We start from the raw sequence: 20,613 nt of genomic DNA on the forward strand, positions 1-20,613 counted from the left end.
CCTGACGACTATAAATTGTGATCAGGGACTTCAAATTGTGATCAGGGACTTCTGAGGCCGCAGCGGTTTATTATGCTTTTAACTTCCAGTGAACCGACTCACCGGCAAAAAACGGCACGATAGGTTTGCCACTGGGTAGTTCAATTTCTCCGGGAATTGTCCAGTCTTCACGTACCAGGGTAATGGTGCCCTCGTTTCGCGGCAGTCCATAGAAGTCCGGGCCGTGATGACTGGCAAAGCCTTCAAGCTTGTCCAGTGCTCCCAAATCCTCAAAAACGTGGGCGTATAATTCAATAGCGCTCCAGGCGCTGTAGCAACCGGCACAACCACAGGCGTTTTCTTTCGCTTCTTTAGCATGTGGTGCAGAGTCAGTACCCAGGAAAAATTTAGGTGAACCGGTTTTCACGGCGGCACGCAGAGCCTGCTGATGGGTATTGCGCTTCAGAACCGGCAGGCAGAAGTTATGCGGACGTACACCACCGACCAGAAGGTCGTTGCGGTTCAGCAGCAGGTGCTGGGGGGTAATGGTGGCGGCGATATTGTCACCGGCTTCCTGTACAAACTGAGCGGCATCCCCTGTGGTAATGTGTTCAAATACCACCTTAAGATTCGGGAAGTTGTTAACGATATGCACCATTTTCTGATCGATAAACTCTTTTTCGCGATCAAAGATATCAATATGATGGTCCGTCACCTCACCGTGTACCAGCAGTAGCATGCCCTGTTGCTGCATGACGTCAAAGATTGGATACATCGCCTCCAGCTGCTTAACCGCAGCAGAGGAGTTTGTAGTTGCTCCCGCCGGATAAAGCTTGGCGGCAACAATACCGGCTGCTTTCGCATCCATAATATCCTGGGCTGATGTGCTGTTGGTGAGGAACAGTGTCATCAAGGGTTCAAATTTACTACCGGCAGGCCGGGCATCCAGAATACGCTGACGATAAGCCATTGCCATTTCGGCGGTTGTCACCGGTGGTACCAGATTGGGCATCACAATAGCGCGTTTAAAGCAGCGGGCGGTAGCTGGGACCGTTTCCGGTAGCATATCAGCATCACGCAGGTGCAGGTGCCAGTCGTCCGGGGTTTGAATCGTCAGAGTTGTCATAGGTGTCTGTCAGCTCGATCTTTAGAGGATGAATAAGGTTTGCCTTATGATAAAACATATGCCTTATGATTGATATTTTCCGGCGGCTGAACCTCCCTGGAAATCATGGTTTCAGAATTCAACATGCTTAGGCTCAGGGCTTTTGGTCGAAGTTATTTCATTAAACGAAGAGGGTAGGCTTCATGCGTCTGATCGGCAATATTATCTGGTTTGTTATGGGGGGCTTTATTATGGGGCTGGCCTGGTGGGCCTATGGTGTGCTGGCTTTTATCACACTGGTGGGGATTCCCTGGGGGCGCTCCTGCTTTGTGCTGGGGCAGTTCTCTTTTTGGCCGTTTGGCAAGCAGACGGTCAGCCGGCGGCAACTGACCGGTCATGGGGATATCGGGACTGGGACTTTTGGTCTGATGGGTAATATTATCTGGATTCTATTTGCCGGTATCTGGCTGGCACTTGGGCACCTGATGTCTGCTGTGGCCTGTGCTATCACTATTATCGGAATCCCTTTTGCAATTCAGCACTTAAAACTGGCGGTGGTATCTTTTGCACCGGTTGGTCAGACCGTTGTGAGCAATCAGGTAGCCGAAGCAGCTTTTCGGCGCTGATTGGAGATGAGTCAGTCTGTCAGGGATGATTAGTGGAATATCCGGTCACCTTGCTGGTCAATCATCTGTTTGGCTTTGCGGATCATCTCTTTGGCGCATTCATCGGCGGAGGGTAAAGTATCCGCGCGGATAAATATGTGCACTTGTTCGCCTTTCGTGATTGTACCGTTGATGCGGAAACCCTGCTCCTCTTTGATCGAGGCGGGTGTGATCAGATAATCACCGTAGCTTTCAGAAGCTTGGTTCTGAGGCGCTTTAGGGGCCTTTTCACCGGTGGCAAATAGTGATTTAAATGAAGAGATCAGACTCATAACGGGCCTTTTAAAATAGTTTATTTATATAGTGTAGCTAAGCTGAACAAGAGATAATTCTACAGTCTGTAGTGTACCTCAGATTCTGCTTATGGGTGAACTAACAGCTTGAATGCATGGAGGTTTGTCTTAACAAACACTGATTCAGCTGACAAAATGCCCCTATACCACTTTTAAAGAACGAGATTCATTCGATGAAAATAACGTCTGTTGTCTGCCGGTTGCTCTGTCTGATGGGTACTGTTTCCCTGCTATCTGCCTGCCAAAGTACTTATTACTCTGCCATGGAGCAGGTGGGTGTCCATAAACGCGATATTTTGGTTGATCGGGTGGATAATGCGAAAGAATCTCAGGAGGAGGCTCAGGAGCAGTTTAAATCTGCCCTGGATCAGTATCGGGCTGTTGTCAGTTTTAATGGTGGCGAGATTGAAACGCTGTATGAGCGCCTCAATGCTGAATATGAAGATAGTGAAGCGGCAGCTGAAGAGGTCCGTGAGCGAATCGAGAAAGTTGAGCACGTCGCTGAGGCTTTGTTTGATGAGTGGGAAGAGGAGCTGAATCTTTATACCAGCAGTCGCCTGCGCCGTCAGAGTGAACGCCAATTGAATGAAACACAGAGCCGCTACAAAAGCCTGATTCGTGCGATGAAACGTGCTGAAGGACGTATGCAGCCTGTTCTGTCTGCGCTTCAGGACAATGTACTGTTTCTGAAGCATAACCTTAATGCCCGGGCCATTGGGGCATTAAAAGATGAATTGGCAGGTATTCGCCAGGATGTTGATGTGATGATTCGGGAGATGAGTGTCGCGATTCAGGAATCAGACCAGTTTATTGCGGATATGAAGCAGGAGTGATCAGATCATTTCTGTTATCCGCCTCCATGGCTTTCGGGTAACACCGGGTCAGTGGGGCAAGTAGGACTCAGAAAATAAAACGGGCTGCTTTTCAGGTAGCCCGTTTTTGTTTTCTGGCGGCTGGCAGAAATATTATAGCTTCTGACAGGCACGGTCTCTTGCTTACTTTCGGAACTTTGCCCATGGATCAGCCGCTTTGCTGTTACCCGACGTCCTGTTGCCGTCATCACGGCTACGGCGCTGGGGAGCCTGTCCTCGCTTACTGTCGCCGTTTTTTTTCGGACCTGGTTTGCGGTAACTGCCGGTCGGCGCGGGTTTGCCATCCTCTGGAGCTTTACGCTTAAAGCTTGGACGCTCTGCTTCATCCGCTCCTGCAACAACTTTGCCGCTTTTGGGGACAAAGTTCAGCTTGGTTACCGGAACTTCTTTACGGGGCTCAAAGCCTGCTTCGACACGGCGCTCTAAAAGATGGTTCAGACGGCTTTCAATAGCGATCAGATGTTTAAAGTCATCTTTGGACACGAAGGAGATCGCCTCACCGGAGGCTCCGGCACGACCCGTGCGGCCAATTCGGTGTACATAGTCCTGGGATTCCTGCGGCAGGTCGTAATTCACCACACGGCTTAACTGGTCGATATCGATGCCGCGGGCAGTGACATCTGTGGTCACCAGGTATTTTAACTCACCGGACTTAAACGCCTCCAGCACCCGTGTTCGCTCTTTCTGACTCCGGCCACTGTGAATGGTGTCGGAAGCTATGCCACGCTTTTCTAGCTGGCTGGCTAATTTGGCGGCGCCATGCTTGGTGCGGATAAAGATCAGTGCCTGATCCCAGTTGTTCTCTGTAATCAGGTGGCTTAACAACGCGGATTTGGTGTCTTTGTCAACGGTAATAATCCACTGCTCAATTTTTGGCTCAGCATCTGCGGTATCCGCAATTTTGATCTCTAGCGGGTGCTGCAGTGCGGTTCGGGCCAGTTGGCGAACCGCCTCCGGTAAGGTGGCGGAGAACAGCAGGTTCTGACGTTGTTCCGGCAGGCGCTCAATGACTTTGTTGATATCCGCGATAAAGCCCATGTCCAGCATCCGGTCCGCTTCATCAAGCACAAAATACTCCAGCTCATCCAGCTGTAGCGCACGCTGATACAACATATCGATCAGTCGGCCTGGTGTGGCCACCAGAATATCAACGCCCTCGATCAGTGCCTGCTTTTGGTCCGCAATTTTACTGCCACCAAACATCGCCATTGAACGGATATCAAGATGTTTGGCATAGCTTTGAACGCTGTTTTCAACCTGTACTGCAAGCTCCCGGGTTGGCACGAGAATCAATGCCTGAACCCGCTTGGCTCGTACGGTCTTGTCCGGGTCGATCTGTTGCAGGATGGGTAGAACGAAAGCGGCGGTTTTACCGGTGCCGGTTTGAGCTGCGGCGATGAGATCCCGGCCAGCCAGAATTTCAGGGATAGCCCGCTGCTGTATCGGAGTTGGTGTGGTGTAGCCCTGTTCAGTAAGCGCTTTTACAAGAGAGGCGTTAAGCTTGAGTGTAGCAAATGACATGGTGTTTCCCGGCATGGTGGCACTGAAAAATAATAAGGCACGGGACACGGGCCGGAGTGTGCTCGCCGTCACCGGTGTTTCGTACGCAAAAAGAGGTGCGCCACTATAGCAGACAGGCGGATGTTTTTGGAGTCATGAAAGGCCCAATCAAAAGGAATTAAGCGTGCCCGGGTTGCCTGTTATGAATCTCTGGGCGGCGGGCGGGCAGAAAATCGGCCTCTCAGATAAAAAAGCGATAAAACGTTTTTTTTATCGGATGGCTGGGCTACTCTGCGGCGCTTAGTATTTGTATTCTTGATTCAGGATCAGGTAGATATTACGCGTGCAGATTACCTTTTTAGGCACTTCATCCGGTGTGCCATCCCGTCAACGAAATGTCAGTGCCACGGCGATACAGCCGGAAAAAAGTCGCCATTGGGCGCTGGTTGATTGTGGCGAAGCAACGCAGCACCAATTGCTGCATACGCCTTTGTCACCTCAGAAACTGTCGATAGTGCTGATCACTCACAGGCATGGCGACCACTGTTATGGCCTGCCGGGCTTGCTGGCCTCCTGTCAGCTGAATGGCCGAACGGAGCCTCTGACCCTTGTTGCCCCTGAGGCGGTCTGGCGGTATCTGCAGGCTGTGATTGAACTCACCGACCTGCATATTACCTATCCTCTGCAGTTTGTTGCCGTTAATTCGGCACTTAGCCTGAATATTGCCGGGTTCAGAATAACGGCTCATCCTCTGAGTCATAGGGTGCCCAGTTGGGCTTATCGGTTTGAAGAAACAGGGATACCCAAAAAACTGAATCTGGCGCGCCTGAAGGAGGACGGTATTCCCTCGGGGCATCATTACGCCTGTCTTCAGGCGGGGGAAGATGTTGAGTTGCCTGATGGTCGGGTGCTAAACAGTGCTGAATATACTTTTGATTCCTGGTCTGCACGGACTGTGGTTATTGCCGGAGATAATGATACACCGGAGCTGTTGTCAGAGGCTTGCAGAGGCGCTGATCTTCTCGTGCATGAATCGACATATACCCAGGAAGTACTGGAACACGTAGGGCCGGAACCGCAGCATTCATCGGCAGAGCGTGTGGCCCGTTTTGCCGCCAGTGCCGGACTCAGGAATCTGATGCTGACCCATTTCAGCCCCCGCTACCTGAAAAAAGCACGAAAAAAACGTGACCGGAGTATCGAAGAGATCCGGCACGAAGCGAGGTTGCATTATTCAGGGCGTCTGTTTTTGGCGGAGGACTTTGAGGCGTATGTTCTGGATCGAAACGGTCGCTGTCACTATGTTCAGAACCTGAAGCGCGATCATCATCGCCAGCCCGGTAAACAGAGTAGCACCAGAGGTGCGCCCGTGAAAAAAGAGGAATGACGTTGGAGGTTCTGTTTCTTTTTTTCTCGGCCTTTATGGCTGCCACAATCTTTCCGTTTTACTCTGAAGCATGGCTATTTATCTTACTGCAGCAGGGATATGATCCTGTTCCTCTGGTGATTGTCGCTTCGCTTGGTAATACGCTGGGGGCGGTGGTGAACTGGTATCTTGGGCGCTATTTGCTGAAATACCAGCACAAGCGCTGGTTTTATTTTAAACCGGAACAGATAGGGCGTATGCAGATCAGGTTCCAGCGTTATGGTATCTGGAGTTTGCTGATGGCCTGGTTGCCTGTTGTGGGAGATGTTCTGACATTGATTGCAGGAATAATGCGTGTGCACTTGCTGCCGTTTTTAGCGCTGGTGGCTACAGGTAAAACACTGCGATATCTGGCAGTGGTTTATTTTGCCGGCTGGTTTGCGCAGTAGTTGTAATAAGATGATGCTCCATCTTATGGGACGGCTTAAGAAAACCGTAGATGGGAGCGAAGTTTTTATGAAAGCAACGTTTTCCGGTGTGGCCCCCGTTAGGGGAAAAGCTTATGATTTTCCGCCTTGCTTTTGCAGTGTAAGATACTGAAGCACTGCCACTTCAGTCGTCACCACTTAGTTAGTGGGCGTGACGGCCAAAATGCAGGCTGATTTTAGGCAGTTTTACACTCAGTTTGGATGCGATAGATACTTTCAGATTAGTGAAAAATTCTGAAATGTATGCATCACGCTCTTCTTTAGCTTTAGCAACGTAGAATTCAATATCGATGTTGCCGTATGCGTCTTTTTTGATGTCGTTGTTCATAATAGTCGTCCTGTAAGTCATATATATTGGGGGCTTCAGCAATACCGTAGAGTTTCTGGGTCCTGATGGTTATCCCGATCACTTTCGGTGTTTAACTAAAGTACGTGTATCTTAAGACTTTGGTATAAACTCCACAAACGACCTTTTTTAACCTAAATGATGAGAAAAACTAATCAATTGGCTATGTTTCTGTCTGCTGGAAAATAGAGGTGCCTTATCAGACGTTTACCCCCTATGAATGCGCTGCGGGTTTTTGAAGCTGCAGCCCGTAATGAAAGTTTTGCCAAAGCGGCAGAGGAGTTGTTTATTACTGCTTCCGCCGTTAGCCATCAGATCAAAAGTCTTGAGCATTATCTCGGCCTTAGCCTGTTTCTTCGCAATAAACGCAAGGTAGAGCTGACCGAAGCAGGGGCTCAGTACTTACGCTCTGTGCGGGGGGCTCTGGATGAGATAGAAGCGGCCACCTACCGACTGACATCTAATCCGGAGCGGGATGTGGTGACCATCAGTGTTGCACCGAACTTTCTGATACGCTGGTTAATGCCCCGTATGAACCGCTTTCAGGCGCTGTTCCCCGATGTGGAGCTGCAGATTAGTGCTTCATCGGGTTTGATCGATTTTAATAAGCAAAATACGGATATGGCTGTTTATTATGGTTATGGTGACTGGCCTGATATTGAAGTACATTTTTTGCGTAATGTACTGCTGGTGCCGGTGTGTAGCCCTTCATTGCTGGAGGGGCGGCATGCCTTGAACAAACCTGCAGATCTGCGTCATCACACATTGATTCATGTGAGTAAGCGGGTGCATGAATGGCCGGAGTGGTTGCAGTTAGCCGGCGTTGATTATCGTGGCTTCAGCCACGGTTTGCAGCTTTCCAGTAGTCAGCTGGCAACAGGGGCTGCCCAGGAAGGATTGGGTGTGGCTCTGGCGGACAGTACGTTGACTTCCCGTGAAATCAAAGAGGGTAAGTTGATCCGGCCTTTTGATATTAAGCTGGACACTCATAAATCTTTTTACCTGGTTTACCAGAAGCAGCGGCCTCTCTCCTACGGTATGAAGGTATTTAAAGACTGGATGATTGAAGAGATGCAGGATGGTCTCACAAGGGTGTGAGCTTTACTATTTACCGGGCAGGGGAGTCGGGCTTAGAAAATGACGGCTCTTTGCTGCTGTACCCCCGTCAAGGAGGTATGGCCAGAGCCGCCACTCGTATGTTTCAGCAAGCAGTTTGCGTTGAGCTACTTAAACGCTGAACACGTAATATTCCGCATCCGGGTTCAGTGTCCCTTCACCCAGAATATCTTCCAAGGGGGTGGCACGACTTTTTTGTTTGTACAGCTCATAGGTAATGACCTGAACGGCAAGATCACCGTTGTCATCAACGATCAAAACGCTTTCATCTTTAATCGACTTCTGAATCTTTTTTTTCTGGCTGTTAGAAACAGCAATTTCCTGAATGCTCATAGCACTCCTGATTTAATTCTGATGGTTTAATGGGCGGCCTGATGCTAATCGGGCCCCGCCAGCTGGCAGGGCACTCTAACGTAAAATATCAGGATAGCAAAGCAGGATCTGTTTTCTGCCGCTAGCTAAGTTTAAAGCGTCCCGCTAATTGGCTAAGGTGATCGCTTTCCTGACTGAGAGCATCGCAGGCTGTCTGGGTTTCCAGTGCGCCATCGGCTATACGATCTGAAGCCATATGGATAGCGCTGACACTTTCGCTCAGATCCCGGGCAACAGCTGTTTGTTCCTCTGTCGCAGTGGCGATCTGGGTGCTCATTCCGGCAATCTGTTCTGAGGCGCTCAGAATATGACCGAAGGAGTTACCCGCATCACGGATGCGCTCAAGCCCGGTCTGCATCTGCTGTTCGCTGTTCCCCATCATTTCTGCAGCCTGACCGGCATGCTTTTGCAGTGATTCGATAATGTCGCTGATTTCACTCAGCGAGGCCTGGGTTTTCTGGGCGAGCTGGCGTACCTCATCGGCGACGACGGCAAAACCTCTGCCTGCTTCACCGGCCCGGGCGGCTTCGATGGCAGCATTTAGCGCCAGAAGGTTTGTCTGTTCGGTAATGTTACCGATGACCTCTGAGATAACACTAATACTGTGGCTGTCTTCCTGGAGTCTTAAGACGACTTCGGCGGTTTGGCTCAAAGCACCTGCTAAAGCTTCACTCTGATCCACGGATTTTTGAATATTACTCTGACTTTCCTGAGCTTCATTTTTCGCCTGGTTGCTCTGCTCAGATGCATCAAGGGTACGTTGAACAACTTCACTGAAGCCTGCCTGCATCTGCTCGGTGGCTGCTGCAATCTGAGAAATTTCACTGCGCTGGGTGTCCAGGCTGCCGGTTGTCTCGCTTACTTTATTACGCAGCGAGCTACTGGTGTCCTCCAGTGTTTTAACACTTTCGTTGATCTCTTTGGCCAGGGTGCTGAGGCCAGCCTGCATTCTGTCAAAGTAGTGTGCGGCACTACCTAACTCATCTTTAGCGAAGTCTTGCAGGTTAAGGCGTTTACTCAGGTCGCCCTGTTCAACGGCTTGCATCTGGTTAACCAGCCGCTCCAGTGGGCGGGTGACCTTGCGCGAAATCATAATGCTCATCATCACTAAGAAAGCGGTGATAACAGCCACCACAACGGATGTTAACCGGATCAGTCCGGAGATGCGTTCCGCTTCAGCTTCTTTGATGGTGATGGCTTCCTGTTCCAGATCCTCCTGCAGTCGGCTTAGCAGGGATACGATCTGATTAAAAGGAGCCAGCATAGGTCCCAGCATCTCTTTACGGGCCATAATGATGCGACCACTGTTGATCAGGTTGATGTAGTTTTCCTGCATTTTACGGTAGTCGTCAATTCGCTGCTGATACTCCCGTATATCTGCTTTAATTTTGCCTGTATCAGCCAGTTGCTCCATGGTATTCATTGCGGCAGCGACTTTTTCATCATTGAAGCGAATAGTTTCCAGTATTTTTTTGTGCTCAGAGGCATCATTTGTTAGGCCGTAATCCAGCGCAAACCGACGGTAAGTAACCGTGTAGTAACGCAGGTCAGATACAGTGGTAAGCAGGCTGACATTACGGTCAACAACCATGACAAACTGATTCTGAATACCATTAATGGAAACCAATAAATGAATACTCAGAGCAATAATGGCCGTAATGGCAGCTCCGAAGACAAACTGGAGCGCCCGGGGTATCGAAATATTTTTAAACATATCAAGCTTCCAATTAAGCCTGAATCTCCCAAGGGATATTCAGTTTTATGTGGGGACGACGGGATTTGAGATTATATGGAATTCATCATCAGATGGGGATACTTCTGATGTAAATCAAGAAAATAATAGATGTTAAAACCAATAATAGCAGGTTTTGAAGCCCAGAATAGCAGGCGTGTGCCAGCTGATGTGCTGCAGGTTATATTCCAAAGGTATCAGCTGACAGCCTGAACCCTCAGGTTCCCTCAGGTTTTAAGGACTGGTCAGGGTTTGGTTATTTCGGGTAATCAGCACATTGCAGCCTTTTAATTTGCCCGTTTCTATCCGCTCTTCTGCCACATGCAGCAGCTGTTTGCTGCTTAGGTCTGTTGAAGAAAATTCCTGTGTTTCCACAATGCCTATGGTCACTGTAGCAAAAAAGTTATGGCTGCTGGTGTCGAATCTGTAGTGAGCGATATGCTTTCGCATACGGTCACAGGCGGACTGAGTCTCTTCTGCCGTCGTACCAGGAAGGAGAACAGCAAAACTCGTATCGGTATAGCGGGCAATCAGGTCCATCGGCCTAGCTTGTTGCTGGATAATATCGGAAAGGGTTTCAATAACATAATCTGCAGTATAACTACCGTATTCGTTTCTGATCATATCCATACGATCAATATCAACTAAGGCAACAGAGAAGTAACCTTCGCCAAATTTTACCCGCTGCATAAAGGCTTCTAACCGGCCCATAAAGTAACGCAGATTCAATAACCCTGTCATTGCATCTGTAATGGTGAGTTGCTCAACCTGTTGTCGGGCCCTGTGCAGCTCCGTATTGTCCAGAAGTATGCCATGACTGGTTTTAATACTCCCGTCAGGCATAAGGTCCAGTACTTCACCCCGACAGGTGAGCCAGCACGTCTGTCCTTCATCATCAAGCCGTTCTCGTTCCAGCTCAAAGCGGCCCCTCCTTTTACGAATATCTTCGCTGAACCAGGAGAAAAAGTGACGCACAGAAATCAGAGATTCATTTACCTGAATTTCCTGCAGGGTGAAGAGCCCTGCCTCATGTTGACCGCCGAGGGCCGCTGCAGCCTTCTCATTGAGGTAAAGTACATTTTTGCTGCGATTCCAGTGCCAGTAACCAAAGTCGCCGCTCCAGAATATCATGTCGATCTTTTTCTCCAGTTCCTCTTTTTCTTTGGTGAGCAGCTGGTTTTGTGTCGCCTGGTATTGCAGTCGGCGGTTAAACGTTAGCAGTGAAAGCCCCATTAGGAAGACACAAATGGTGACGACGCCAAGAATCTGAAGATTAAGGCGTTGGAAATAAGGTTTAGGCGTTTCTGGTGACCAGAGAAAACCTTCCAGACTGTAGTCCGGCTGAAGCAGGCCCAGTGAGACGAATGTGTTGGCCATATGATGCCAGCGACCAATATTCATATGGCCCAGTTCCACCAGATTTGGCAGAACCAGTTTTTCCATTTCCCTGTGCTCATACTCAAGATGCTTGCGACTATGGGAAAAAGGGAAGTCGCTGTATTTTTCCAGGATAATATCGATCACTTCACCAGGTCGATCAAAAGCATATCGCCAACCTTTGAATGCCGCCCGGTGAAAGGCTTCTACCAGCTGAGGGTTATCTTCGGCCAGTTTTTCCCGGGTAAAAAGCGTGTCACCATAGAAATCAATGCCGTAAGAACGAGGCAGAATCAGACGGTAGGGGATTTGCTGCTCTTTCAGATAAAAAGGTTGATTGGTAACAAAAACAGAAACTGCGCTGACATCACCGTTGATTAACCTATGCAGAGAAAAGCTTGAAGGGATCTGTTCATATTGACGTGGTGTTATCCCTTCGGCCTGCAGCATGGCATAGGTTTCAGCACCGCTGGAAAGATCTCCCATCTCCAGGCGCTGTCCAATAAAATCCTGGGGGGTATAAATACCGTTATCGGTAAGCGTGGCCATGGCGGATGCTGAATGCTGGAAAATAACGCCCATTGCTATAACAGGCTGCCCTTTGGCGCGAGCCAGAAGCAGCTCTGAGGCAGCCACACCAAAATCCGCATTACCATTAAGCACTTCATTCAGGGGGGGTACGGTTTTGCTTGCCTGGCCGAATTTCCACATCAAGCCCTTCCTGGGCAAAAAAACCATTTTCCTGTGCAGCATAGAACCCGGCAAACTCAAACTGATGGGTCCAGGGAAGCTGTAAAATCACTTTCTGAACAGTTTGTGCTTCTGATGGCGGACTTATCATAAGGTTCGACAGGAGCACCAGGGCGAGAAACAGAGCAAAAATCAATGGTCGTGAAACGCTGCGCATAGGTGGCATCCTCAAACTTTCCCTGTGGCCCGGAGCTTGCCGCTAATCAAAACTCTATTCTATACGAAATGTGGCGGTAATATCGTTAGTTCAGATCTATCTGGAGCCTGAATCAACGGATGATCCGGGGGTTGGTGCCTGACGCTCGCTTAATGAATGGCTGACGGCACCGGAGCCACCGGCTAGGGCTGATGGATCAAATGCTGGGTCTTCGGGATTATTTTGCGATAAATAGATGGTTGATGTCGGAAAAGCGCACTCCGCACCTTTTTGCAGAATGATATCCATGACTTTAAGCAGTACATCTTCTTTGATCTGGTGGTATGTGACCCAGTCTGTTGTCTTGGTAAAACAGTAAATAAAGAAATCAAGAGAGGAGCTGGCAAACTGATTAAAATTTACAATCAGCGTCTGATTCGTATCAATCTCGGGGTGAGATCTCAGCATGTAGCGAACCTCTTCAGTGATCTCCCGCATTTTATCCGCGTCGTCATAGCGGATGCCCAGTGTTTCATAGATCCGGCGATTGTGCATCCGGGACGGGTTTTCCACTGCAATGGAAGAAAAACTCGCATTGGGTACATACAACGGACGTTTATCAAAGGTTCGTATCACGGTTTGACGCCAACCAATACGCTCTACCACGCCTTCTATATTGCGGTCCGGAGAACGAATCCAGTCACCCTCGGTAAAGGGACGGTCAAGGTAGATTGTCAGTCCACCAAAGAAGTTTGCCAGCATATCCTTTGCCGCAAAACCTACAGCCATACCTCCGATACCGCCAAAGGCCAGTACACCGGATACGCTAAAGCCCAGCGTTTGTAAGGCAACTAAACCGGATGTAATAAAAACAGTCAGTCGCAGCAGTTTGGTCACTGCTTCCAGTGTTGTTTTGTCGAAGGACTTGCCCTGAGCCTGTTTTGACTGAATCAGGTTGTATTCCGCCCGCTTGATCAGGCGGGTTAACGTCATGGCTATCAGGGCGATAATAAGTACATCCCGAATGGCCGGAACCGCCTGAAACAGGGTCGTTCCGGTTTCTTCTCCAATGATCCGACAGCTAAAGCTTATGCCAAGCACCCAGAGAATAAGTGTTAGCGGGCGCTGAACCGAATAGATGAGAGCCTCGTCCCATGGTGTCTTCGTGCGGTTGGCAACATCGTGTAATCTTCTGAGAATCCGGGCCTGGATAATATTAATAATTCCGGTTGCCAGTAACACGACAAAAACCTGAATGACCCAGGTTTCCGCATTGAGCGCCTGGCTGGCCTGGCTGATTAACTCGGCATCAAGGAAATCTTGCTTTGGATCTGCATTCTGACTCATGTGTTACCCTGAAATAAAGTTCGTATCGACAGCAAAGTGTTCTCAGGTGCTAATGAGAACACAGGCGGGTAAGCGGGGTAAAGGCTGAGATTTCAGGGCATTTCCTGCCGGAATAATGAGCGGTAATAAAAGCCCTGCACATAATCGACGCCGAGTTGTTGTGCGAACATAAGGTCTTCTTCGTTTTCGACACCTTCCAGAACCAGTTTTTTACCTGAAGCTCTGGCAAAGCTGCAAAGCGTGTTGAGCAGGTGCCCGTAATGGGGTTTTTTCTGATTTTTGATCCAGGAACGATCCAGCTTCAGATAATCAACACTCAGCAGAACGTCAAAGGACAGCATGCTGTTGGGCGCTCCGATATCATCCAGTGCGATCTGCAGACCTTGCTCACGATAGGCTCGGCCCATATCGCTGCTATAAACCGCATCACTGGCATCGGTGTTTTCAATAATTTCTACGACTAAATGGTTTTTCCCCTTCAGCAGTTCAAGCAGGGGGTTGCGCTCATCATTGCCAAAGAAGGCGAATGCGTGCGGGTCGATATTCAGAAATAACTTATCTCCCTGGGGTGCCGAGGTAAGCTGGAGCCACTTCATCTGATATTCAACATTGAACAGGCTGAGCTCATCGGCATGGAGGGCTTCAAAGACCAGGTCGGGTCTTAATAACTTACCATCCTGATTTATAAAGCGAGCTAACCCTTCCCAAGCCATAATCTCGCCACTTTTGGGTTCGACAATAGGTTGGTATTCCACACCAAAGCGACGATTCTGAATTACGTCGTAAAGGGTGAAGTTGTCAATGTCGGAAAAAACTTCCTTAAACATTAGCCGGTTACCTTGCTTATGATAATTTTTATCAATTATCTGCACCCCTTGTGGGCTTGTCAATTAGTGAGAATGTTTCTCATAAATATTTTTGTAAACTTGATTTGTTTTTGTTGGTTGACAGTGAGGAGTTGGGTAGAATGCGCAGCAGTGCTCAAAAGGGCTGATATATTACTCATATAACAATACAGAAGGATAAAGCGGTGCGTTATCTTGTCTTTGTAACCTTGCTCTGGGCTGTTTCATTCAGCCTGATCGGCGTCTATCTGGCAGGACAGGTGGACAGTTATTTTGCGGTACTGACCCGAATTGTTTTGGCAGGACTCATCTTTCTGCCCTTTACTCGCTGGAAAGGGCTGCCGGGGTCTCTTAAAGGGGGCACTATCCTTGTGGGGGCTCTGCAGTTTGGTGTGACCTATGTTTGCCTCTATCAGGCGTTTCTCTATCTGACGGTACCTGAGGTGTTACTGTTTACCATTTTCACACCTCTCTATGTCACCCTGATCGACGATCTTCTGAATAAACGCTTTACTCTGGCGCCTTTGGTTGCCACATCCATTGCGGTGGTAGGGGCGGGTGTTATCCGTTATCAGAATCTGAGTGATGATTTTATTACCGGCTTTCTACTGCTGCAGGTGGCGAACCTTGCTTTTGCTGCCGGGCAGGTGGGCTATGCTAATCTGATTAAAGCGCAACCGGTGACTCTGCCAGCATGGCGTTTTTTCGGTTACTTTTTTCTGGGTGCTTTACTGGTGGTTCTGCCCGCTTTTCTTCTGCTGGGTAATCCGGATAAGCTGCCTTCGACATCGTTGCAGTGGGGGGTTCTGGTCTGGTTGGGATTGGTGGCTTCGGGGCTGGGCTTCTATTTGTGGAATAAAGGTGCCTGCTTAGTGGATGCTGGTACGCTGGGGATTATGAATAACGCTCTGGTGCCTGCGGGTCTGGTGGTGAACCTTCTGATCTGGAGTCGGGATGTGGATCTGACACGTTTGTTACTCGGTGGTGCCATTATTGGGCTATCACTCTGGGTTAATGCCCGGTGGAACAAGTGGTTTCATTTGGATGATAAGACCGTGCAGGCATAGCCTGGGGAGTGCCCTGACGTAGGGTCAGGGCTCTCCGGGTTAAGCTGTTACTGAAAATGGCCTTTAGACGAGGTCATTTTTTTGCTTTTATATTAGATGTTTTCATATTTTGTCCTTTTAAATTAGTGGGTTACCTGCGTCTATTTGCCTCGCCACTATGATGGAAAATGCGACATTTGACCGCGCATGGCCAACATTGCTCTCTGATACATTTCCTGCACTTGTCTAACTGACCGTGGAAAACCAGATGAATACCTCGTTTAAAGTTCCGGAAGTGGATCATAAAGCCGGAGTGGCCCAGTCAAAGTCCGGCTATAACCGGCTATGGCGCTGGCATCTGCTGGCAGGACTGTATGTTGTACCTTTTATGCTGATGTTGAGTGTGACCGGTATCATTATGATGACCTATAAGCCGCTGATTGAGCCGCTAATCTACCCAGAGTTTATCTCGGTTGTCCCGACGGATGGGCAATCGAGCATAAGCTGGCAGCAACAGGTAGATCTGGTAAAGAGCGCTTATCCTGAAGGGGTTGTGCGCCAGTTGTTATTGCCACAGGATGAACAGGACCCGGTACGCATCCTTGTGAAGGAAGCCGGTGTTAATCTTCAGGTTTTTGTTGACCCTTATCGGGGAGAAATTATAGGGGCGCTTAATAACGATGCGACCCTTTATGCGCTCGCCGATGAGATCCATGGGACACTTTTACTGGGTGCATTTGGTGATGGTCTGATTGAGCTGGCGGCAGCGTTAACTCTGATATTACTGGTAACCGGCCTGCTGCTTTGGTGGGCACGACGTAAACGCCAACCCGGATATCTGCTGCGGCCTGAGACCGGGTTGAAGGGGCGTTTATCCTGGCGTGAATGGCATACCTTTTCCGGCTTCTATCTGTCGGTTGTGCTGATGCTGTTTGTACTTTCCGGGCTCTCCTGGACTGGCATTTGGGGGGCTAAAATGGTTCAGGCCTGGAGTAGTTTCCCGGCTGGAGTGTTTTCAGGTATTCCGTTGTCGGATCAGACCCATGCTTCTCTTAACCCTGGAGTTACTGAGCAGGTGCCCTGGAATCTTGAGCAGACACCTTTGCCTGCTTCCGGTTCTCTGTCTGGTCAGCCGGGTATTCCTGCTGATACGCCGGTCAATGCTGACAGTGTAATCCGCTATGCTCAGGATAACGGTATGACACGCTTTCGTCTGAATTTGCCCACCGCTCCGGACGGAGTCTACACCGCAATGGCAGCAGCTATGAATGGAGATATTACAGATCCTTTCGCTGACCGGACGCTTCATATTGATCGCTATACCGGCAAGGTGCTGGCTGATGTCGGGTACGATGACTATAACCTGTTGGCTAAGGCGATGGCGGTCGGTATTCCGCTGCATATGGGGCTGTGGGGAAGGACCAACCTGGTGATCAATATTGTGCTTTGTCTTGGGGTTATCTTTGTCTGTATTGCGGGTATTGTTATGTGGTGGCAACGTAAGCCAGCCAATCGCTCTTTTCATTTGGGGGCACCTTCATCCCGTAGCAAAAAGCGTGGCGCTTTGGTTCTGATTCCTGTGCTTTGCGGGCTTTTTGTACCCTTGCTGGGGCTTACACTGCTAATGTTCTGGCTGGCGACGCGCACTTTCACAAGAGTCATCGACAGAGGCCGTGTCTAGAAGAAGGTGAGGGCATTTCGAATGCTTCTGACCGCCGGCATCTGCACAGAGCTATGCCGGCGATCAGGCTACTGCAGATCAGTCGTAAATGGTAGGAATGGGCTGGCGTTTATGTTGTGTTGATCTGTAGATACGGATCAGGTGATCTTTCACCTCCGGTGCCACAGGTTTACCCTCAAGAAAATCGTCGATCTGCTCATAGCTTAACGCCAGAGCATCTTCGTCTGCCTTTTGTGGGGCAAGCTCTTCCAGATCAGCGGTTGGTACTTTCTTAACCAGTAGCTCAGGTGCACCTAAGGTTGCGGCGATCTGACGTACCTGGCGTTTGCTAAGACCAAAGAGAGGTGCCAGATCACAGGCCCCGTCACCATATTTGGTGTAGAAGCCGGTGATATTTTCGGCTGAATGATCCGTTCCGATAACCAGGCCGCCGGTAAGGCCTGCGATCTCATACTGAGCCACCATACGGGCGCGGGCTTTGACATTACCTTTGACAAAATCCAGCTTAGCGGGGTCTTTCGGGATAAGGCCTGTGTCTTTAAGGGCCTCCAGGGTACTGCTATGAATGCCCTCAACACCGCTCTGGATATTGACACTAACGGATTGGCTTGGCTTGATAAAAGAAAGCGCTAACTGAGCCTCATCTTCATCTTTCTGTGTACCGAAAGGCAGGCGAACAGCTATAAACTGATAGTCTGACTGCGGGGCCGCCTGGTTGAGTTCATCCACTGCCAGCTGAGCCAGGCGACCACAGGTGGTGGAGTCCACGCCGCCGCTGATACCGAGTACCAGTGTTTTACAGCCAGCGCCTGTCAGGCTGTTTTTAATAAAATCTGTCCGGCGACGGATTTCAAATTCCGGATCAATTTCGGGCAGTACCCGCATCTCTTTACGGATAATATCTTCCATTCATGACACCACTTTGTTGTGCGAGTTTCTTGCTCTGTGTATTTGCGCACCGGTTTAGCGCCTGGCCTTTGGCCATTTGTCTGCTTTTGGTGCAAAACCTGCGCCATTTCTGACGCCAATGATATAAATTATACGATGTTTATTTAAGAATAACCTGTGCCTAAGCGCCACGGCAGCACCTTTTCAGGCTTAAGCCAGAGCTTTTTGGATAAGCGCCAGATGTTCGGGCTGATAGCTGATTTTCAGCGCTGCCTGGTGTCCTTTTTCTGACATTTTGCTCCAGGTTTTCTGGATAATCGTAATCAGCTTCGGTTCACTGTGCTTCTCAGCAAAGGGAGCAAGGTAGTGCTCCAGAAAAACCAGGCAGATCACATCTTCCAATGTTTGAACTTCCGTATCCTGTTTTAGCCCCTTTTTTTGCAGCAGGGCTTTGACTCGTTCGGCATCCTGTTCGCTGTAACCTGCCTGAAGCATGAGTTCAGCGGTTTTTTCGCCGTGGAATTTTCCCAGATCTGTACGCCAGTGTTTATAGCCGACGCGGCCTTCAGGGTAATCGGAGCGAGGAATACTCCAGCGCTGGATATGCTGGCCACGGGCTGCTATCTGTAGAAGCTCAGAGGCATCAGGTTCAAACTGAGTCAGGCGCTCGCTCATGCGCTGGCCATAGAGCCACTCTTTGGCGACCTGTTTCCCCTGGTCTATATCCTGATTGGGGTCCTGATGATTACACTGGTCGATCTTTTGCAGAACAGTCTCTAGTTTTGCATTCATTATGTTTTCCTTAATGGCTGTATAGCGGCTGTCCAAGAAGCTGGTCACTATTGTCTGTTGTATGTGGGTTTGCGTCCATCAGAATCCTGCGCCGTTGCGGGCAGCGGCTTTTAACCGTCGGATTTTTCTGGATTTTCGTGACAAGCCTTGTCTTTAACGTATAGTCGTATTTTAAAATAATCTGCTAAAGGTGTATTCAATGATCAGGCCAGTTTTACTGACACTGCTTTCTCTTATGGCTCTGGCAGCAAATTCTGTGCTCTGTCGGTTGGCTTTGGCTCCTGAGCAAACACCTTTGGCAGAGAGCCTGATTGATGGCGCTACCGAGCGTGTGCTGGCTTCCGGTGCGATCGATCCGGTAAGCTTTACCTTGCTGCGACTTGTTGCCGGTGTCGGGATGCTTTGGCTGGTCATTTTTCTGCTCAGCTGGAAAAAGTCAGAGCCGCAGAAGCCTGTCGCCGGTGGCAGCTACCGGGCAGGCTTTATGCTGTTTATTTATGCCCTTGCGTTCTCGGTTGCATATCTGGATCTCGATACCGGAGCAGGAGCACTGGTTCTGTTTGGTGCTGTGCAATTGACGATGATTCTTGCGGGGTGGCTGCAAGGCCAACGGTTACACTTTATTGAATGGGCGGGAGTGCTGCTGGCCTTTTCCGGGTTTGTTTATCTGGTTTTACCGGGTTTTAGTACGCCAAGTTTTTCCGGATTTATCCTGATGACATTGGCGGGTATCGCCTGGGGGGGTTATACCCTGAAAGGCAGAGGATCGAGAACCCCGGCTCTGGATACAGCCCGTAACTTTCTCTTTACCTGGCCCTGGTTATTGTTATTGATTCTCTGGCTTCTGATTGAAGGAGGGGAGTGGACATCCCGGGGCGTTATTTTGGCACTGATATCCGGTGCAATTACCTCGGGTTTGGGCTATGTTATCTGGTATGCAACTTTGCCGTTTTATACGGGGACGCAAGCGGCGGTTTTACAGCTCTCAGTACCTGTTATTGCCGCTGTAGGTGGCGTCGTATTTGTCTCTGAACCTGTTACTATGACGCTGATTATCGCTTCGTTAATGATTTTAGGTGGGATCTTTCTGGTCATCACCGGTCGTTGGTATCTGCAGCGTACGGCCTCAAAGGCGGGATAAAGCAAGCAGAGAGCAGATCTGTGCAGAACAACCCTGAATTAGCAGAACAACCCTGAATATGTAGAGCGGTTTTCGGGTCACTTTATTTGGTCTCTGCGGTATAATATATTTTAAATCAAACACCTGATGCCTTTGGCGTCAGGTGTTTTTTATTGGCTTGGTTTTTTACTTATGACTCTCCTGTTACCTGCTCCGTAGTGCTTAGTTATTACAGCGGGGAGTGGTAGCAATTAACTGAATAGGTGTAATTGTCTTGTGGGCTTTCCCATAGACGTTAAGGATGAACACAATGGAAAATATACAGCCTGAGATTATTATCTCTGAATCTGATGCCGAGAAGTTAGATGAGCTACTGGCGGTCGTTTCTCAAAAAGAGTTTCCGGGAAGCGTTAATCTGGAGCAGGAACTGGATCGGGCATCTATCGTGCCTTCCTCTCAGATACCGGAGAATGTTGTGACCATGAACTCCAGGGTGCGCTTTAAGGATATTCATTCGGCAAAGAGCTTTATTCTGACTCTGGTGTATCCGAAAGATGCAGGCCAGCAGGAAACGGTTTCTGTTCTGGCTCCAATCGGTTCGGCATTACTGGGGCTGTCCGTTGGCCAGCAGATCAGCTGGCCAAAACCGGCTGGCGGGATGATGCTGGTTGAGATTGAAGAGATTCTCTATCAGCCTGAGAGAGACGGCGCACTTGCCTGATCGTTGAAACGATACAGGCTCCGGATATCTTTATCAGACGGAGCTGCTAAACAAAAACGGCGCTATCATCAGATAC

The 20,613-nt window shown here is 49.3% G+C and carries 21 protein-coding genes; 9 read left to right on the top strand and 12 right to left on the bottom strand.

Translation table 11 applies throughout. From position 1 onward, the window contains the following. Positions 1-70 precede the first annotated feature (70 nt). A complete protein-coding gene (pyrC, locus tag BTA35_RS11130; RefSeq protein ID WP_078319895.1) occupies positions 71-1,105 on the bottom strand; it encodes a dihydroorotase in 1,035 nt (344 codons plus the stop codon). A gap of 182 nt (positions 1,106-1,287) precedes the next feature. Here pyrC and BTA35_RS11135 point away from each other — a divergent pair, with 182 nt between their 5' ends. After that, a complete protein-coding gene (locus BTA35_RS11135) occupies positions 1,288-1,710 on the top strand; it encodes a YccF domain-containing protein (protein ID WP_078319896.1) in 423 nt (140 codons plus the stop codon). A 29-nt stretch (positions 1,711-1,739) separates the two neighbouring features. Here the strand turns inward: BTA35_RS11135 and BTA35_RS11140 are convergent, their stop codons facing one another. Then, entirely contained in the window at positions 1,740-2,021 is a 282-nt protein-coding gene (locus BTA35_RS11140; RefSeq protein ID WP_078319897.1) for an HlyU family transcriptional regulator, read from the bottom strand. 194 nt (positions 2,022-2,215) lie between these two features. Here BTA35_RS11140 and BTA35_RS11145 point away from each other — a divergent pair, with 194 nt between their 5' ends. Continuing rightward, entirely contained in the window at positions 2,216-2,875 is a 660-nt protein-coding gene (locus tag BTA35_RS11145; RefSeq protein WP_078319898.1) for a DUF2959 domain-containing protein, read from the top strand. A gap of 162 nt (positions 2,876-3,037) precedes the next feature. On the opposite strand, the gene BTA35_RS11150 is transcribed toward BTA35_RS11145, so the two are convergent. Continuing rightward, positions 3,038-4,435: a DEAD/DEAH box helicase gene (locus tag BTA35_RS11150; RefSeq protein ID WP_078319899.1), complete on the bottom strand. Its 1,398-nt coding sequence runs from the start codon at positions 4,433-4,435 to the stop codon at positions 3,038-3,040. Between the two features lie 322 nt (positions 4,436-4,757). Between BTA35_RS11150 and BTA35_RS11155 the strand changes: the two genes are divergently transcribed. Next, entirely contained in the window at positions 4,758-5,801 is a 1,044-nt protein-coding gene (locus tag BTA35_RS11155) for a ribonuclease Z (protein WP_078319900.1), read from the top strand. Then, positions 5,798-6,229: a YqaA family protein gene (locus tag BTA35_RS11160; RefSeq protein ID WP_078319901.1), complete on the top strand. Its 432-nt coding sequence runs from the start codon at positions 5,798-5,800 to the stop codon at positions 6,227-6,229. The genes BTA35_RS11155 and BTA35_RS11160 overlap by 4 nt, the downstream gene beginning before the upstream one ends. Before the next feature lie 181 nt (positions 6,230-6,410). Here the strand turns inward: BTA35_RS11160 and BTA35_RS11165 are convergent, their stop codons facing one another. Further along, a complete protein-coding gene (locus BTA35_RS11165; RefSeq protein ID WP_078319902.1) occupies positions 6,411-6,596 on the bottom strand; it encodes a hypothetical protein in 186 nt (61 codons plus the stop codon). 216 nt (positions 6,597-6,812) lie between these two features. Here BTA35_RS11165 and gcvA point away from each other — a divergent pair, with 216 nt between their 5' ends. After that, positions 6,813-7,712, top strand: coding sequence for a transcriptional regulator GcvA (gcvA, locus tag BTA35_RS11170; protein WP_078319903.1), 900 nt, complete (start codon positions 6,813-6,815; stop codon positions 7,710-7,712). Between the two features lie 129 nt (positions 7,713-7,841). On the opposite strand, the gene BTA35_RS11175 is transcribed toward gcvA, so the two are convergent. From BTA35_RS11175 to BTA35_RS11195, 6 genes are all read right to left on the bottom strand, one after another. Beyond that, entirely contained in the window at positions 7,842-8,063 is a 222-nt protein-coding gene (locus BTA35_RS11175; RefSeq protein WP_078319904.1) for a hypothetical protein, read from the bottom strand. Between the two features lie 121 nt (positions 8,064-8,184). Beyond that, complete coding sequence (locus BTA35_RS11180; protein WP_078319905.1) at positions 8,185-9,816, bottom strand: methyl-accepting chemotaxis protein; 1,632 nt, start codon at positions 9,814-9,816, stop codon at positions 8,185-8,187. Between the two features lie 252 nt (positions 9,817-10,068). Next, positions 10,069-11,922: an ABC transporter substrate-binding protein gene (locus BTA35_RS11185; RefSeq protein ID WP_160055159.1), complete on the bottom strand. Its 1,854-nt coding sequence runs from the start codon at positions 11,920-11,922 to the stop codon at positions 10,069-10,071. Then, positions 11,876-12,118, bottom strand: a complete 243-nt coding sequence (locus tag BTA35_RS17915) for an ABC transporter substrate-binding protein (protein WP_160055156.1) — start codon at positions 12,116-12,118, stop codon at positions 11,876-11,878. Before BTA35_RS17915 ends, BTA35_RS11185 begins: the two co-directional genes overlap by 47 nt. Before the next feature lie 96 nt (positions 12,119-12,214). Beyond that, positions 12,215-13,444, bottom strand: coding sequence for a mechanosensitive ion channel family protein (locus tag BTA35_RS11190; protein WP_078319907.1), 1,230 nt, complete (start codon positions 13,442-13,444; stop codon positions 12,215-12,217). A 92-nt stretch (positions 13,445-13,536) separates the two neighbouring features. Further along, the gene (locus tag BTA35_RS11195; protein WP_139363655.1) at positions 13,537-14,271 is read right to left on the bottom strand and encodes an EAL domain-containing protein; all 735 of its coding nucleotides are present in this window, start codon (positions 14,269-14,271) and stop codon (positions 13,537-13,539) included. A 203-nt stretch (positions 14,272-14,474) separates the two neighbouring features. Between BTA35_RS11195 and BTA35_RS11200 the strand changes: the two genes are divergently transcribed. Beyond that, the gene (locus BTA35_RS11200) at positions 14,475-15,356 is read left to right on the top strand and encodes a carboxylate/amino acid/amine transporter (RefSeq protein WP_078319909.1); all 882 of its coding nucleotides are present in this window, start codon (positions 14,475-14,477) and stop codon (positions 15,354-15,356) included. Positions 15,357-15,603: 247 nt separating this feature from the next. Beyond that, on the top strand, positions 15,604-17,016 hold the full coding sequence (locus BTA35_RS11205; protein WP_078319910.1) for a PepSY-associated TM helix domain-containing protein: 1,413 nt from the start codon (positions 15,604-15,606) through the stop codon (positions 17,014-17,016). A 78-nt stretch (positions 17,017-17,094) separates the two neighbouring features. Here the strand turns inward: BTA35_RS11205 and nadE are convergent, their stop codons facing one another. Next, positions 17,095-17,925: an NAD(+) synthase gene (nadE, locus tag BTA35_RS11210; RefSeq protein ID WP_078319911.1), complete on the bottom strand. Its 831-nt coding sequence runs from the start codon at positions 17,923-17,925 to the stop codon at positions 17,095-17,097. Positions 17,926-18,114: 189 nt separating this feature from the next. Beyond that, the gene (locus BTA35_RS11215; protein WP_078319912.1) at positions 18,115-18,696 is read right to left on the bottom strand and encodes a DUF4202 domain-containing protein; all 582 of its coding nucleotides are present in this window, start codon (positions 18,694-18,696) and stop codon (positions 18,115-18,117) included. A 199-nt stretch (positions 18,697-18,895) separates the two neighbouring features. On the opposite strand from BTA35_RS11215, the gene BTA35_RS11220 reads away from it, so the two are divergent. Together BTA35_RS11220 and rnk are read left to right on the top strand one after the other, a co-directional pair. Then, positions 18,896-19,837 carry a DMT family transporter gene (locus BTA35_RS11220; RefSeq protein WP_078319913.1) on the top strand — a complete coding sequence of 314 codons (942 nt, stop codon included), beginning with the start codon at positions 18,896-18,898 and terminating at the stop codon, positions 19,835-19,837. Between the two features lie 289 nt (positions 19,838-20,126). Beyond that, positions 20,127-20,537 carry a nucleoside diphosphate kinase regulator gene (gene rnk / locus BTA35_RS11225; RefSeq protein WP_202931244.1) on the top strand — a complete coding sequence of 137 codons (411 nt, stop codon included), beginning with the start codon at positions 20,127-20,129 and terminating at the stop codon, positions 20,535-20,537. The last annotated feature ends 76 nt before the right edge of the window (positions 20,538-20,613 follow it).

This window comes from Oceanospirillum linum (genome assembly GCF_001995095.2).
In the GTDB taxonomy this organism is placed as follows: domain Bacteria; phylum Pseudomonadota; class Gammaproteobacteria; order Pseudomonadales; family Halomonadaceae; genus Oceanospirillum; species Oceanospirillum linum.

Bases quoted from the DNA above. Each gene is read 5' to 3' on its own strand.
- pyrC (WP_078319895.1), bottom strand. From the start codon at position 1,105: ATGACAACTCTGACGATTCAAACCCCGGACGACTGGCACCTGCACCTG.
- BTA35_RS11135 (WP_078319896.1), top strand. From the start codon at position 1,288: ATGCGTCTGATCGGCAATATTATCTGGTTTGTTATGGGGGGCTTTATT.
- BTA35_RS11140 (WP_078319897.1), bottom strand. From the start codon at position 2,021: ATGAGTCTGATCTCTTCATTTAAATCACTATTTGCCACCGGTGAAAAG.
- BTA35_RS11145 (WP_078319898.1), top strand. From the start codon at position 2,216: ATGAAAATAACGTCTGTTGTCTGCCGGTTGCTCTGTCTGATGGGTACT.
- BTA35_RS11150 (WP_078319899.1), bottom strand. From the start codon at position 4,435: ATGTCATTTGCTACACTCAAGCTTAACGCCTCTCTTGTAAAAGCGCTT.
- BTA35_RS11160 (WP_078319901.1), top strand. From the start codon at position 5,798: ATGACGTTGGAGGTTCTGTTTCTTTTTTTCTCGGCCTTTATGGCTGCC.
- BTA35_RS11165 (WP_078319902.1), bottom strand. From the start codon at position 6,596: ATGAACAACGACATCAAAAAAGACGCATACGGCAACATCGATATTGAA.
- BTA35_RS11175 (WP_078319904.1), bottom strand. From the start codon at position 8,063: ATGAGCATTCAGGAAATTGCTGTTTCTAACAGCCAGAAAAAAAAGATT.
- BTA35_RS11180 (WP_078319905.1), bottom strand. From the start codon at position 9,816: ATGTTTAAAAATATTTCGATACCCCGGGCGCTCCAGTTTGTCTTCGGA.
- BTA35_RS11185 (WP_160055159.1), bottom strand. From the start codon at position 11,922: ATGTGGAAATTCGGCCAGGCAAGCAAAACCGTACCCCCCCTGAATGAA.
- BTA35_RS17915 (WP_160055156.1), bottom strand. From the start codon at position 12,118: ATGCGCAGCGTTTCACGACCATTGATTTTTGCTCTGTTTCTCGCCCTG.
- BTA35_RS11190 (WP_078319907.1), bottom strand. From the start codon at position 13,444: ATGAGTCAGAATGCAGATCCAAAGCAAGATTTCCTTGATGCCGAGTTA.
- BTA35_RS11195 (WP_139363655.1), bottom strand. From the start codon at position 14,271: ATGTTTAAGGAAGTTTTTTCCGACATTGACAACTTCACCCTTTACGAC.
- BTA35_RS11205 (WP_078319910.1), top strand. From the start codon at position 15,604: ATGAATACCTCGTTTAAAGTTCCGGAAGTGGATCATAAAGCCGGAGTG.
- nadE (WP_078319911.1), bottom strand. From the start codon at position 17,925: ATGGAAGATATTATCCGTAAAGAGATGCGGGTACTGCCCGAAATTGAT.
- BTA35_RS11215 (WP_078319912.1), bottom strand. From the start codon at position 18,696: ATGAATGCAAAACTAGAGACTGTTCTGCAAAAGATCGACCAGTGTAAT.
- BTA35_RS11220 (WP_078319913.1), top strand. From the start codon at position 18,896: ATGATCAGGCCAGTTTTACTGACACTGCTTTCTCTTATGGCTCTGGCA.
- rnk (WP_202931244.1), top strand. From the start codon at position 20,127: ATGGAAAATATACAGCCTGAGATTATTATCTCTGAATCTGATGCCGAG.